Genomic DNA, 12703 nt, shown 5'->3' on the forward strand with positions numbered 1-12703 from the left:
CACTCGCGGCCAGCGACGCCGTGCACGGCGCGTCGATCGCCGTCGACGGTGTGTGCCTGACGGTCGTCGACGTCGACGACGACCGGTTCACCGTCGACGTCATGCGCGAGACGTTCGACCGCACCACCCTGGGGCGACGCGAGCCGGGTGATCGCGTGAACCTGGAACGCGCGGTACGCGCGTCGGACCGCCTCGGCGGGCACATCGTCCAAGGTCACGTCGACGGCGTGGGCACCGTGCTCAGCCGCACGCCCGGACACCGATGGGACGTGGTCCGCATCGAGGCGCCCCCGGAGCTGATGCGTTACGTCGCCGAGAAGGGATCGGTGGCCGTAGACGGCGTCTCGCTCACCGTGTCCGCCGTCGCCACCGACTGGTTCGAGGTGAGCCTGATTCCCACGACGCTGGAACTGACCACGCTGGGCCGGCGCCGCCCCGGTGACGTGGTCAACCTCGAGGTCGATGTCGTCGCGAAATACGTCGAGCGGCTGATGGCCGGAACAGGAGACAGGTCATGACCGACGTGCCACTGGACAGCATCGAGCGGGCCATCGCCGACATCGCGGCGGGCCGGGCGGTCGTCGTCGTCGACGACGAGGACCGCGAGAACGAGGGCGACTTGATCTTCGCCGCGGCCCGAGCCACGCCGGAGCTGATGGGATTCACCGTGCGCCACACCTCGGGCGTGGTGTGCGTACCCATGCTCGGTAGCGAGCTCGACCGGTTGAAGCTGCCGCCCATGACCTACGTGAACGAGGACCGCAAAGGTACGGCGTTCACGATCTCCGTGGACGCCCGCCACGGCGTCACCACCGGCATCTCCGCCGCGGAACGGGCACACACGGCCCGCGTGCTGGCCGACTCCGCGACCGAGCCCCACGAGCTGAGCCGGCCCGGGCACGTCTTCCCGCTGCGCGCGGCCGAGGGCGGCGTGCTGCGGCGTCCGGGCCATACCGAGGCCGCCGTCGACCTGGCACGCCTGGCCGGGCTGTCCCCGGCGGGTGTGCTGTGCGAGATCGTGCACGACGACGGGTCGATGATGCGGGCCCCGGCGCTGCGCGAGTTCGCCGACGAGCACGGCCTGGCGATGATCTCGATCGCCGACCTGATCCGATACCGCCGCCGTACCGAGCTGCAGGTCGAGAGGGTGGCCGCCGCCCGCATGCCCACGGCCCACGGGGTGTTCACCGCCTACGCCTATCGTGACCTGCTCGATGGCAGTGAGCATGCGGCGATGGTCATGGGTGAGGTCGGCGGCGAGGGGACCGGCGAGGCCGGCGACGCCGTACTCGTGCGCCTGCATTCGGAGTGCCTGACCGGTGATTCGTTCGGCTCGTTGCGTTGCGACTGCGGCCCGCAGTTGCAAGCGGCGATGGCCATGATCGGCGAGGCCGGGCGCGGGGTCGTGGTGTATCTGCGTGGTCACGAAGGACGCGGCATCGGCCTGGCCCACAAGCTGCAGGCCTACGAGTTGCAGGACAACGGGCTGGACACCGTGGACGCGAACGTCGAGCTGGGGCTGCCCGCTGATGCCCGCGACTACGGCACGGGCGCGCAGATCCTGGCCGACCTCGGCGTCCGTTCCATCGCGCTGATGACGAACAATCCGGCGAAGCTCACCGGCATCGAGGGGTACGGCATCAAGCTGGTCGAGCGGGTCAAGCTGCCCGTCGCGGCCAACCCGGAGAACCTGCGGTACCTGACGACCAAACGCGACCGGATGGGGCACGACCTGGGCACCCTTCCGATCGATCGAAGGGATGATTCATGAGCGGACAAGGCGCTCCGACGCTGAAGATCGACGACGCGGGCGACCTGCGGGTGGCGGTGGTGGCAGCGCTGTGGCACACCACGGTCATGGACGGGCTGCTCGGCGGTGCGCGCCGGGCGCTGGACGAGGCCGGTGTGCGTGAGCCGGTGGTGCTACGCGTCCCGGGATCGTTCGAGTTGCCGGTCGCCGCGGCCCGGCTGGCGCGCGCCGGGTACGACGCGGTGATCGCGCTGGGGGTCGTGGTGCGGGGCGCGACGCCGCATTTCGACTACGTGTGCAGTGCGGCCACCGATGGGCTGACCAAGGTCGCCGTCGACACCGGTGTCCCGGTCGGGTTCGGCGTGCTGACCTGTGACGATGAAGCCCAGGCCCTGGAACGTGCGGGGTTGGAAGGCTCTCGCGAGGACAAGGGGTACGAGGCGGCGCAAGCGGCGTTGACGACGGTGCTCGCGTTGCGTGCGCACCAGGCGTGATCCGCTCGCGTCGAGCCTCCCGTACTCTGGTGCGACGTGAAGAGCTTCGAAGACCTGTGGAACGAACTGTCCGCCAAGGTGGAGGCCGGTGACCCGCACTCCGGCACGGTCGATGCGGTACGTCACGGGGTTCATCAGGTCGGCAAGAAGGTGGTCGAAGAGGCGGCCGAGGCATGGATGGCGGCCGAGCACGAGAGCGCCGAGCGGGCCGCTGAGGAGATCTCTCAGTTGCTGTACCACGTGCAGGTGCTGATGCTCGCTCGCGGAATCTCGCTCGATGACGTCTACCGGAAGCTCTGAGGTGCCCACAGTCATGCCTTCGACCACCACTGTGCGAATCGCCGTGCCCAACAAGGGCGCACTGGCCTCGGCCGCCGCGGAGATGATGCGCGAGGCCGGCTACCGGCAACGCGGCGACGGGGCCCGCGACCTCGTCCTGCGCGACCCGGACAACAACGTGGAGTTCTTTTATCTGCGGCCCCGCGACATCGCCGTCTACGTCGGCGCGGGCACCGTGGATGTCGGCGTCACCGGCCGCGACCTGCTGCTCGACTCCGGTGCGGCGGCGCAGGAATTGCTGGCGTTGGGGTTCGGCGGCTCGACGTTCCGCTTCGCCGCGCGGCCGGGCACGGCCGACGACGTCACGGACTTCGCCGGCCTGCGCGTCGCCACGTCGTATCCGGGGCTGTTGAGGGACTACTTCGCCGAACGCGGTATCGACGCGTCCGTGATCCGGCTCGACGGCGCCGTCGAGACTGCCGTGCAGCTCGGGGTGGCCGACGTCATCGCCGACGTCGTCGAAACCGGCACCACGTTGCGTCAGGCCGGTCTGGAGGTCGTGGGCGAGCCGATCCTGCGCTCGGAGGCTGTGCTCGTCGCCCGTCGCGACGGTGAGCGGCCTGCCGCTGTGCAGCAGCTGGTCCGGCGGCTCAACGGTGTGCTGGTGGCCCGCAGCTACGTGATGATGGACTACGACATCCGGGCCGAGCACCTGGACGAGGCCAGCGCGCTGACCCCGGGATTGGAATCGCCGACGGTCTCGCCGCTGCACCGCGAAGGCTGGGTGGCGGTGCGCTCCATGGTGCCGCGCGTGGACGCCCAGCGGGTGATGGACGACCTGTGGGAGATCGGGGCGCGCGCCATCCTCGTCACCGACATCCTCGCCTGCCGGATCTGACCGGCCGTCTGAGCCCTTCGGCGGCGCGTCAGCCGGTGGCGGTGAGGGCGCCACCGACCGAGATGTGCCCGCTGCCGTCCGGTATCAGGTACGCGCCGAACCAGGTCTTGCCGTCCCACCGGCGATACCGGGCCAGCGTGCGTAGCGGTTCTTTGCCGCTGGCCAGGGTGACTGGGTCGACGGTCGTCATGACGCACCGGTCGCACGGCTTGGCCACGCGGAATTCCACGTCGTCGATGGTGACCCGGCGCCAGTGGTCTTCGGCGAAGGGTGCCGAGCCGTCGACGACGACGTTGGGCCGGAACCGGCGCATCGTCAGCGGCTTCGGGAGCTGTTCGCCGCGCTCCACGGCCGCTTCGGCGATCCAGTCGTTGAGCTGCCGCAGCGACGCCGCGGCGGCAGCGTCGACGCGCCTGGCCTGCAGCTCGCTCTTGTGGACCCGGACCAGAACCTGCTCGTCCGACGCGGTGGCGTCGACGTCGATGGGTCCGGCGTGCCGGCCGTCGAGACGGATCCGCCCGAGGCCGAGGGGCATCGCCGTGACACCCAGCAGATCGTGGTGTTCACGGGCCGTGACGACCACGCCGTCGCTGTCGACGACCATGAACCGTCGGTCGTGGGCCAAGCCCCACGGCTCGACGGCGGCATGCCCGACCGACAACGCACTCGTGGACTTGACCGGATGGATGTTCACTTCGACGACGCGCACGACCGGTTACGGTACGCGAATCGGCACCTCGCAGGCATCGTGCGGTACCGAGGTGTCGATGATGAGGTCGGCGCGTTCTCGTGTGCGCTCGGCGGCGAACAGGGCGTCCTCTTGACGGGCCCAGCGTTGCCAGTGCGGGCGGTAGGCCTCGCCGTCGCGGGCGAGGCCACGCTGGTGCCGGAGGGCGGCCGGGGCCTCGACCCACAACAGCAGCGCCAGGGCGCGGGCACCGAGCGTCGACCCGCTGCCGCACCCCTCGACGAGCAACACCGGTGCCGAAGGCACGTCGACCCATTCGCCGTAGTCGTCTCGGTCCCAGTCCCAGCGTTGGTACCGGGCGGGGCGATCCTCGGCGAGCGGCAGCAGGACCTGTTCGGCCAGGGCTTTCGCGCCCGCGGCCAGGCCGTCCCAGCCGGGGTAGAGCTCGTCCAGGCGGACGACCGGCGCGTCGAGGCGTTCGGCGAGCCGCTGAGCGAGGATCGTCTTGCCGGCGCCGGACGGCCCGTCGACGGCGACGATCGTGGTCGAGCCGGCGGCCGGCGGGGTGGCGCGGATGCGTGCCGCCAGGTCGTCGAGGGTGATGACAGGCACGGGCTTCGAGCCTACGCGAGCCTTCAGAGGAAGGTCTTGCCGTCGCCGCGGTAGGTCGACACGGTGTCGATCAGCCGTTCGCCGCGGACGAGGTAGTACGAGTCGAACCGCTCGGCCAGCTCGCCGGCTTTGCCGTGCCGGAACCACACCCGGTCGCCGATCGCCAGGTCGTCGGCCGGCGTGCCGAGCAACGGGGTCTGTGCCTCGCCTGCGCCTTCGGCCGGGTCGAGCCGCAGGCCCTCCGGCAGCCACGGAACCGGCAGGCGGTCCTCGCCGACCGCGCCGCTGGCGATGTAGCCGCCGCCTGCGACGGTGACGACGCCGGGACCGGGCCGGCGCACCACCGGAACGGCGAAGAAGGCCGCGGGCCGGGGGGCGAAGCTGGTGTAGCCGTCGAACAGGCGCGGGGCGAGCAGGCCGGAACCTGCCGTGATCTCGGTGACCGACGGGTCGGACGCGGTGAGCTCGACCGAGCCGCTCCCGCCGCCGTTGACGAACTCGAGGTCAGCGAACTCGCGGATGGCCTCGACGGCGGCGATGCGCCGCTCAGTGAGTTCGGCCCAGGACCTTTTCTGCATGAACCGCACCTGCCGGCCGCGCCACGGGCGTCCGGGCGGCGCGTCCTGCACCCCGGCGATCTGCGACTCGTAACCCATGAGCCCGACCAGGCGGAAGCCCGGCCGTGCCTCGACCTCACGGGCCAGGCGGACGATGTCGTCGACGGTGTGCAGCGGCGATCGCTTCGCCCCGATGCGGACCCGGCCGTTCATCGGCCGCCAGGACAGATCGAGGTCGAGACAGACCCGGACCTGCGTGCGGTTCTCACTGGGTGCGACCGCGTCGACGAGGTCGAGTTGCGCGACGTCGTCGACCATCAAGGTGACCGCCTGCGCCACCTCCTCGTCGCTGGCGAGGCGGGACAGTCCACGACGCTCGGCGCTGGGATAGCCGACCACGACGTCGTCGCACAGCCCGGTGGCCGAGAGCCACAGCGCCTCGGACAGCGTCAACGCCAGGACCCCGTGGAAGCCGTCCAGCGCGAGCACGTCCCGCAGCAGCGTGCGGCTGCGCAGCGCCTTGCTCGCCACCCGGATCGGCTTGCCCGCCGCGCGGCGGACGAGATCGGCGGCGTTGACGTCCCAGGCGTCCATGTCGATGGCGGCCAGTGGGGCCTCGAAACCGGCTGTGGCGGTGTTGAGGCGGTGGCGCAGGTCGGCTCTGGAACTCGCCACCGGCGACGTGGGCGCGGGCTGGTTGGGCGGCTGGGGAACGTCGGATGCCGAAGTGTCGGGCGCGGTGATCTCCACAGCGAATCCTTACCAGATCGGGACGAGTCATGACCATACGGTGTGACTGGCGCAGGCCGGGTCACGGGGTTGCACTGCGAGCAAGTTACCTGAGGTCGGCGTGTTCTAGGCTGGCGCAGGTGGCCAAAAAGCTCGTACTCGTCCGGCACGCGAAGGCGGCGACGCCCGACGGTGTGCCCGATCATGACCGACCCTTGACCGAGCGCGGCCGGCGCGATGCCCTTGAAGTGGGCCGGTGGTTGCGCTCGCTCGGTCTGTCACCGCAGGTGGCGTTGGTGTCCGGGGCGAGCCGAGCGCAAGAGACCTTCCGGTTGCTCGCCGCTGAGCTCGACGAGCAGCCCGAGGCGCGCATCACCGAGGACGCCTATTATGCCGGCGCGGGGGAACTGCTCGAGCTCGTGCGGGCCCTGCCCGCCGCGACCGTCAGCGCGCTCCTGGTCGCCCACAATCCCGGCATCGGCATGCTGGCGAGCCTGCTCGACGACGGGCGATCATCGGCGGACGGAGCCGCGGGTCTGCAAGGCGGCTATCCGACGTCGGCGGTGACGGTGTTCGAGCTGAGCGGCGACTGGGCTGAGCTCGACCCGGGAACCGCCCGGCTGACCGCGGCGACGGTGGCGCGCGGCTGAGGCGGCATGATCAGGCCAGCGGCGGTGCCGGGGTCACCACGCCGTCGGCAGCATCGGCGGCCTCGATGTCGCTTCGGCTGATGCCCAGCAGATAAAGCACGGCGTCCAGGTACGGCACGTTCACCGCGGTGTCGGCGGCGTCTTGCACGATCGGTTTGGCGTTGAAGGCGATACCGAGCCCCGCCGCGGCGATCATGCCCAGGTCGTTCGCGCCGTCACCGACGGCGACGGTCTGGGAGAGCGGGATGCCCTCCAAAGCGGCGAAGCGGGCCAGTGCGGCCGCCTTGCCGGGCCGGTCGAGAATCGGCCCGACCAGCTCACCGGTCAGCCGGCCATCGGCGATCTCCAGTGTGTTGGCGGCTGCGTAGTCGATGCCGAGCTCGCCGGCCAGCGGGTCGGTGATCTGGCTGAACCCACCGCTGACGATGGCGCAGCGGTAGTCCAGACGCTTGAGCGTGCGGATCAGCGTGCGCGCACCGGGGGTCAGCTGGACGGCGTCGCGCACCTCGTCGATGGCCGTGGCCGGCAGACCCGCGAGCAGGCGGACCCGGGAACGCAGCGACTCGGCGAAGTCGAGCTCGCCGCGCATCGCCCGGGTGGTGACCTCGGCGACTTCGTCGAGCACTCCGGCTCGTTCGGCGAGCATCTCGATGACTTCACCCTGGACCAGCGTGGAGTCGACGTCCATGACGACCAGGCGTTTCGCCCTGCGGATGAGTCCGGACGGCTGGACGGCGACATCGACGGCCTCGGTCACCGCCACCGCGGCGAGCTCGGATTTCAACGCCGCCGGGTCGGCGCCGGAAACCTCCAGCTCCACCGACGTGACGGGATACGACGCCAGCCGCACGATCCGGTCGATGTTGGCGCCGGCTGCGGCGATGGTGCGGGCCAAGGCGCTGACCGCGCCGGGGCGCAACGGCGCGCCGAGCACGGTCACGTGCACGCGTCCGGCCGCACGCCGGTGGTCACCGTGGCCGGCGTCGACCTCGACCTCGACGTCGAGGTCGTCGGACACCGCTGCCAGATCGCGGCGCAGCGCCGCCTCGTCGGGCGGCTCACCGAGCAGTGTGGCCAGCACCAGGCGGCCGCGGACGGTCACCTGCTCGACATCGAGGACGTCGACGTCGTGGCGGGCCAGCGTGGCGAACAAAGCGGCGGTCAACCCGGGCCGGTCGCGCCCGGTGAGGGTCACGAGCAGCGTGCGGGGCTGGTGTTCGGACGGAACGGTCATCGCGGCCTCAGCCTACCCGGCTGGCGTGATGCCACCGCTCAGGCGTCCGTCATCGCATTGCAGGCGGCCACCAGGGCGTGGCGTGCCGCCTGCTCCAACGGGACGAGCGCCGCGCGCCGGGACTGCGCAGCCGCTGAAGTCACGGCCCCGCCGTCGTCGTCGAGGGCGAAGCCGACCACGGCCAGCAGCCGCGCCCCGCGGGCGGCCACCGTCTGCGCCTGCGTTGGAAACGCGCGGGGCAGCGGGTCGGCCGCTCGGCTGGACCGGACGTCGTCGAGCAACGTCGCGACCTCGGGGCGCCACGAGGCGACGTCGAGATCGCTGAGCTCGGCACCGGCTTCGAGCAGCGCGAACGTCATCGCCTTCTCCGCCTCGGACAGCGACGGCCCCGGCGGCGCCGGGTTCGCCCGCCGGCACACCCACGTGACCAGATGGCCCTGGTCGCCGGGCGGACCGAACGTCTGCACGTCGGGGACCAAGGCATAGGGCGCGGCGTCGGCCGGCTCGGTCAGCACGGCCTCGCCCGCGTCGAGAGCATCGCCGTTGAGCTCAGGCGGCCCGCCCAATCCGCGCGGGTCGCCAGGTACCGGCAGCGCCACCCGGAATGCGCGCACACCGACATCGCGCAACGCGAGCAACGCCTCCGGTAGGCCTACCGTGGTGATCTTGCCGGGAATGTCTAGAGCTTCGTGGGGCTCGTCGTCGCCGCGGGTCCGGGTGACGACGTCGTCGAGCGTGGTGTCGCCACGCAACCACGCCGTCGCCCACGCTGCGAGCCGCGCCGAGCGGGGCAGGGTGACCATGTCGGCCAAGACTACGACGAGCCGATAGAGTCGGTGGGGGTCATCGACGATCGAAAAATCCGCCCGCCGAGCTTTCCACCGAGGAGCCGTTCCCCGCCATGTCCGACGTGCTCGAACTCGCCGACGTGACGCTCATCCGTTCGGGTAACCGGCTGCTCGACAACGTCACGTGGTCGGTGGCCGACGGTGAGCGGTGGGTGATCCTGGGACCCAACGGTGCCGGCAAGACGACGCTACTGCAGATCGCGGCGGCGCAGATGCATCCGACCAGCGGCTACGCGGCGGTGCTCGGCGAGATCCTGGGTGCGGTCGACGTCTTCGAGTTGCGCCCTCGCATCGGGCTGACCAGCGCGGTGCTGGCCGAGCGGATCCCGCCGGGCGAACGTGTACTCGACGTCGTGCGCACGGCCGCGTACGCCGTGGTGGGACGTTGGCGGGAGTCCTACGAGCAGATGGACGACGAGCGGGCACGCTGGCTGCTGTCCCGGTTGGGCATCGGCCACCTGGCCCAGCGCACGTTCGGCACGCTGTCCGAGGGCGAGCGCAAGCGCGCCCAGATCGCGCGGGCCCTCATGGCCGACCCCGAGCTGCTGTTGCTCGACGAACCGACCGCCGGGCTCGACCTCGGCGGGCGCGAGACGCTGGTGGCCACCCTCGGCGACATCGCCGCCGATCCGGCGGCCCCGGCCACGATCCTGGTGACCCACCACGTGGAGGAGATCCCGGCCGGGTTCACCCACGCGCTGCTGCTGACCGAGGGGCGAGTCGTCGCCGCGGGCGCCATCAACGACACGCTCACCGACGACGCCCTGACGAAGACGTTCGGGATCGCGCTGCGGGTGGAGCTGATCGAGGGCCGCTGGCGCGCGCGAGCCGCGTGAGCCGGCCACCTTCTAAGCTGAGGGTATGCAGGAGTTCTGGGACTGGGTCAGCAGTACCGCCTGGCTGGCGTGGGTGGCTCTGGCCATCGTCCTGGGCATCGTCGAGACGGTCACGCTCGATTTCGTCTTCATCATGCTGGCAGGCGGCGCTGCGGGCGCCGCGATCGTCGCGGTGGCCGGTTTCGGGTGGATCACGCAGGCCCTGGTCGCCATCGGGTTGAGCGTGGCGCTGCTGGGGTTCGTCCGGCCCATCGCCAAGCGGCACATGCGGGCGGCGGGCGTGCGCACCGGTGCGGCAGCGCTGGTCGGGCGCAAGGGCGTCGTCGTCGAACAGGTCGACGCCGAGCATGGACTGATCAAGCTCGCCGGCGAGGTGTGGACGGCGCGTTGTTACGACGGCCAATCGGTCATCGAGCCCGGCCGCAACGTCGACGTCATCGAGATCGACGGCGCCACGGCCCTGGTGTTCGCCGCCGACGGGCCGTAGTAGTTCGCCGTCGATGCGCCGTAGTAGGTTGTGCCGCACGATCTGATCTCGTGCGGGTGCCCGGCACTCGAAGTAGCCGAAAGGTCCTCAATTGGAAGCCGGTCAAGCATTTCTCATCTTCGTCGTCGTCCTGCTGGCCATCTTCGTTCTCGTAACGCTGGCCAAGTCGGTGCGGATCGTTCCGCAGGCGCGCGCGGGCATCGTCGAGCGGCTCGGGCGGTATCAGCGCACCCTCGACCCCGGGCTGACGGTCATCGTGCCCTTCATCGACCGCGTGCTGCCGATGATCGACCTGCGCGAGCAGGTGGTCTCCTTCCCCCCGCAGCCGGTCATCACCCAGGACAACCTGGTCGTGTCCATCGACACGGTCATCTACTACCAGGTGAACGACCCCAAGGCCGCGACCTACGAGATCGCCAACTACATCCAGGGCATCGAGCAGTTGGCCGTCACCACGCTGCGTAACGTCATCGGTGGTATGGACCTCGAGCGGACCCTGACCAGCCGCGAGGAGATCAACAACGCGCTGCGCGGCGTGCTCGACGACGCCACCGGCAAGTGGGGCATCCGGGTGAACCGAGTCGAGCTGAAGGCCATCGACCCGCCGCCGTCGATCCAGGACTCCATGGAGAAGCAGATGCGCGCCGACCGCGACAAGCGTGCGGCCATCCTCAACGCCGAAGGTGTCCGGCAGTCTCAGATCTTGACCGCCGAGGGGCAGAAGCAGTCGGCGATCCTGACCGCCGAGGGCGACAAGCAGTCGCAGATCCTGCGCGCCGAAGCCGAGAAGCAAGCGTCCATCCTGCGCGCCGACGGTGAGGCCAAGGCCATCGGCGCGGTGTTCAACGCCATCCATCGCGGCAAGCCGGACCAGGCGCTGCTGTCCTACCAGTACATGCAGATGCTGCCCGAGATCGCCAAGGGCGATGCGAACAAGGTGTGGGTGCTGCCCAGCGAGATCGGCAAGGCGCTGGAAGGCATGGGGGCCGCAGTCGGCAAGCTCGGCTCGCTGCCCGGCGAGCCGGTCGAGCCCACCGACGACTCCGCGCAGACACCGGCCCAAGTCGCCCAAGAGGTTCACGAGGCCGCCGACCAGGCCGCGGCCGAAGGTGAGACCGCCGTGTCGGCAGCCGAGGACGAGGTCCGCCGCGCCCTGCAGGACGCCCGTGCCGCGTCCACCGAGCCAGGCCAGGGTGAGGCGCGCCCACCGCGCCGCGACGCCGCCCCCAACACGGGTAGCGGCGCCACACCTGCGGCCACCGACTCCGCTGACGAGCCTCCCGTGCCGCCGAAGCCGCCTGCGCCGCCTGCGGAGTGAGTTTGCTCGAGGCCGTCGCGGTCGTTGCGGCAGGCTTCGCCGCGGGAACCATCAACGCAGTCGTGGGGTCGGGAACGCTGATCACGTTCCCGACCCTGCTCGCGGTCGGCTATCCGCCGGTCGTGGCCAACGTGTCGAACGCGGTCGGGCTGGTGCCCGGCTCGATGGCCGGTGCCTGGGGCTATCGCCGCGAACTGTCCGGGCAACGCTCCAGGATGGTGCGCTTCGGCATGGCCGGGGTGGTCGGGGCCGTCGGTGGTGCGTTGCTGCTGCTCGTGCTGCCGCCGGGGGCCTTCGAGGCGATCGTTCCCGGCTTGATCGTGCTGGGTTGCACGCTCGTGGCGATCCAGCCGTGGCTGGCGCGGCGATTGAAGCAGCGCGAGCGCAAGGTCGACGGTGGGGCCGGCGTCTGGGTGCTCGTGCTGGCCACGGCCGTGTACGGCGGCTACTTCGGGGCCGCGCAGGGGGTCATTCTGCTCGCCGTGCTGGGACTGAGCCTCGACGACTCGTTGCAGCGGCTGAACGCCGCCAAGAACGTGCAGGCCGGCCTCGTGAACCTGGTCGCGGGGATCGTCTTCGTGATCGCCGCCGACGTGGACTGGGCGGTGGTGGGCATGATCGCGCTGGGCGCCGTTGGCGGCGGGCTGTTCGGTGCCAAGGTCGGCCGGTCGCTGCCGTCGCTGGTGCTCCGCGGGGTGGTCGTCGTCGTGGGACTGGTGGCCGCCGTCGCGATGGTGGTGCGATGAGCGCAGCAAGCGAGCCCGGGCGGTGGGTGTGATGGCGACGATCGTCCACGTCGACAGCGCGCAGGACGACCGCCTGACCGACTACGTCCGCTTGCGCGACGTGCAACTGCGTACGTCGCTGGAGGCCGAGCACGGGCTGTTCCTGGCCGAAGGGGAGAAGGTCATCCGCCGTGCGGTGACCAGCGGACACCGGCCGCGTTCGTTCTTGATGGCGCCGCGGTGGGTGGAGTCGCTCGCCGACATTCTGGACGCTGCCGGTGACGTGCCGTGCTACGTCGCCTCCGAACAACTCATCGAGGCCGTGACCGGCTTTCACGTCCACCGGGGTGCTCTGGCATCGCTGCACCGCAGCCGGTTGCCCAGCGTCGAGTCGGTGGTGAACGGCACCCACGGCCGGTTCAGGATCGCGGTACTGGACTCGCTGATCGACCATACGAACGTCGGTGCATGTTTTCGATCAGCCGCGGCGATGGGCGTCGACGCGGTGCTGGTCACGCCGCGTTGCGCCGACCCGTTGTACCGCCGCTCCATCAAGGTCAGCATGGGCACGGTGTTCCAGGTGCCCTGGACCCGGATC

Annotated in this window: 16 protein-coding genes; 11 read left to right on the forward strand and 5 right to left on the reverse strand. The window is 70.6% G+C overall.

Going from position 1 to position 12703, the window contains the following annotated elements:
• The 5 genes from M6444_RS17120 to hisG all read left to right on the forward strand — a co-directional run.
• A partial coding sequence (locus M6444_RS17120) for a riboflavin synthase (RefSeq protein ID WP_298330128.1) occupies positions 1-518 on the forward strand: 518 nt, incomplete at its 5' end.
• A complete protein-coding gene (locus tag M6444_RS17125) occupies positions 515-1771 on the forward strand; it encodes a bifunctional 3,4-dihydroxy-2-butanone-4-phosphate synthase/GTP cyclohydrolase II (RefSeq protein WP_298330130.1) in 1257 nt (418 codons plus the stop codon). The genes M6444_RS17120 and M6444_RS17125, both read left to right, overlap by 4 nt.
• Positions 1768-2244 (forward strand): 6,7-dimethyl-8-ribityllumazine synthase, encoded by a 477-nt coding sequence (gene ribH, locus M6444_RS17130; RefSeq protein ID WP_298330132.1) that lies wholly within the window; start codon positions 1768-1770, stop codon positions 2242-2244. Before M6444_RS17125 ends, ribH begins: the two co-directional genes overlap by 4 nt.
• Before the next feature lie 36 nt (positions 2245-2280).
• A complete protein-coding gene (locus M6444_RS17135; RefSeq protein ID WP_298330134.1) occupies positions 2281-2544 on the forward strand; it encodes a phosphoribosyl-ATP diphosphatase in 264 nt (87 codons plus the stop codon).
• Positions 2545-2557: 13 nt separating this feature from the next.
• Complete coding sequence (hisG, locus tag M6444_RS17140) at positions 2558-3421, forward strand: ATP phosphoribosyltransferase (protein WP_298330136.1); 864 nt, start codon at positions 2558-2560, stop codon at positions 3419-3421.
• A gap of 28 nt (positions 3422-3449) precedes the next feature.
• On the opposite strand, the gene M6444_RS17145 is transcribed toward hisG, so the two are convergent.
• From M6444_RS17145 to M6444_RS17155, 3 genes are read right to left on the reverse strand one after another with little or no spacing between them, the layout of a single operon-like run.
• A complete protein-coding gene (locus tag M6444_RS17145) occupies positions 3450-4130 on the reverse strand; it encodes an MOSC N-terminal beta barrel domain-containing protein (RefSeq protein WP_298330138.1) in 681 nt (226 codons plus the stop codon).
• Positions 4131-4136: 6 nt separating this feature from the next.
• Positions 4137-4721: an AAA family ATPase gene (locus M6444_RS17150; protein WP_298330140.1), complete on the reverse strand. Its 585-nt coding sequence runs from the start codon at positions 4719-4721 to the stop codon at positions 4137-4139.
• 23 nt (positions 4722-4744) lie between these two features.
• Positions 4745-5953 (reverse strand): amino acid deaminase/aldolase, encoded by a 1209-nt coding sequence (locus tag M6444_RS17155; RefSeq protein WP_363326410.1) that lies wholly within the window; start codon positions 5951-5953, stop codon positions 4745-4747.
• 194 nt (positions 5954-6147) lie between these two features.
• On the opposite strand from M6444_RS17155, the gene M6444_RS17160 reads away from it, so the two are divergent.
• On the forward strand, positions 6148-6657 hold the full coding sequence (locus M6444_RS17160; RefSeq protein ID WP_298330144.1) for a histidine phosphatase family protein: 510 nt from the start codon (positions 6148-6150) through the stop codon (positions 6655-6657).
• A 10-nt stretch (positions 6658-6667) separates the two neighbouring features.
• On the opposite strand, the gene serB is transcribed toward M6444_RS17160, so the two are convergent.
• Both serB and M6444_RS17170 read right to left on the reverse strand, forming a co-directional pair.
• The gene (serB, locus tag M6444_RS17165) at positions 6668-7891 is read right to left on the reverse strand and encodes a phosphoserine phosphatase SerB (RefSeq protein WP_298330146.1); all 1224 of its coding nucleotides are present in this window, start codon (positions 7889-7891) and stop codon (positions 6668-6670) included.
• Between the two features lie 38 nt (positions 7892-7929).
• Positions 7930-8694: a hypothetical protein gene (locus M6444_RS17170; RefSeq protein WP_298330149.1), complete on the reverse strand. Its 765-nt coding sequence runs from the start codon at positions 8692-8694 to the stop codon at positions 7930-7932.
• Positions 8695-8792: 98 nt separating this feature from the next.
• Here M6444_RS17170 and M6444_RS17175 point away from each other — a divergent pair, with 98 nt between their 5' ends.
• The 5 genes from M6444_RS17175 to M6444_RS17195 form a co-directional block, all read left to right on the forward strand.
• Entirely contained in the window at positions 8793-9575 is a 783-nt protein-coding gene (locus tag M6444_RS17175; RefSeq protein WP_298330152.1) for an ABC transporter ATP-binding protein, read from the forward strand.
• Positions 9576-9600: 25 nt separating this feature from the next.
• Positions 9601-10062 (forward strand): NfeD family protein, encoded by a 462-nt coding sequence (locus M6444_RS17180; RefSeq protein WP_298330154.1) that lies wholly within the window; start codon positions 9601-9603, stop codon positions 10060-10062.
• Positions 10063-10153: 91 nt separating this feature from the next.
• On the forward strand, positions 10154-11380 hold the full coding sequence (locus M6444_RS17185) for an SPFH domain-containing protein (RefSeq protein ID WP_298330157.1): 1227 nt from the start codon (positions 10154-10156) through the stop codon (positions 11378-11380).
• Positions 11377-12126, forward strand: coding sequence for a sulfite exporter TauE/SafE family protein (locus tag M6444_RS17190; protein WP_298330160.1), 750 nt, complete (start codon positions 11377-11379; stop codon positions 12124-12126). The genes M6444_RS17185 and M6444_RS17190 overlap by 4 nt, the downstream gene beginning before the upstream one ends.
• A gap of 31 nt (positions 12127-12157) precedes the next feature.
• A partial coding sequence (locus tag M6444_RS17195; RefSeq protein WP_298330163.1) for an RNA methyltransferase occupies positions 12158-12703 on the forward strand: 546 nt, incomplete at its 3' end.

The sequence above is a fragment of the Haloactinopolyspora sp. genome, from assembly GCF_027324685.1.
GTDB lineage: Bacteria > Actinomycetota > Actinomycetes > Jiangellales > Jiangellaceae > Haloactinopolyspora.

What these genes read in the sequence shown, in the direction of transcription:
- M6444_RS17125 (WP_298330130.1), top strand. Translation starts at nt 515, where the DNA reads ATGACCGACGTGCCACTGGACAGCATCGAGCGGGCCATCGCCGACATC.
- ribH (WP_298330132.1), top strand. Translation starts at nt 1,768, where the DNA reads ATGAGCGGACAAGGCGCTCCGACGCTGAAGATCGACGACGCGGGCGAC.
- hisG (WP_298330136.1), top strand. Translation starts at nt 2,558, where the DNA reads ATGCCTTCGACCACCACTGTGCGAATCGCCGTGCCCAACAAGGGCGCA.
- serB (WP_298330146.1), bottom strand. Translation starts at nt 7,891, where the DNA reads ATGACCGTTCCGTCCGAACACCAGCCCCGCACGCTGCTCGTGACCCTC.
- M6444_RS17170 (WP_298330149.1), bottom strand. Translation starts at nt 8,694, where the DNA reads ATGGTCACCCTGCCCCGCTCGGCGCGGCTCGCAGCGTGGGCGACGGCG.
- M6444_RS17175 (WP_298330152.1), top strand. Translation starts at nt 8,793, where the DNA reads ATGTCCGACGTGCTCGAACTCGCCGACGTGACGCTCATCCGTTCGGGT.
- M6444_RS17180 (WP_298330154.1), top strand. Translation starts at nt 9,601, where the DNA reads ATGCAGGAGTTCTGGGACTGGGTCAGCAGTACCGCCTGGCTGGCGTGG.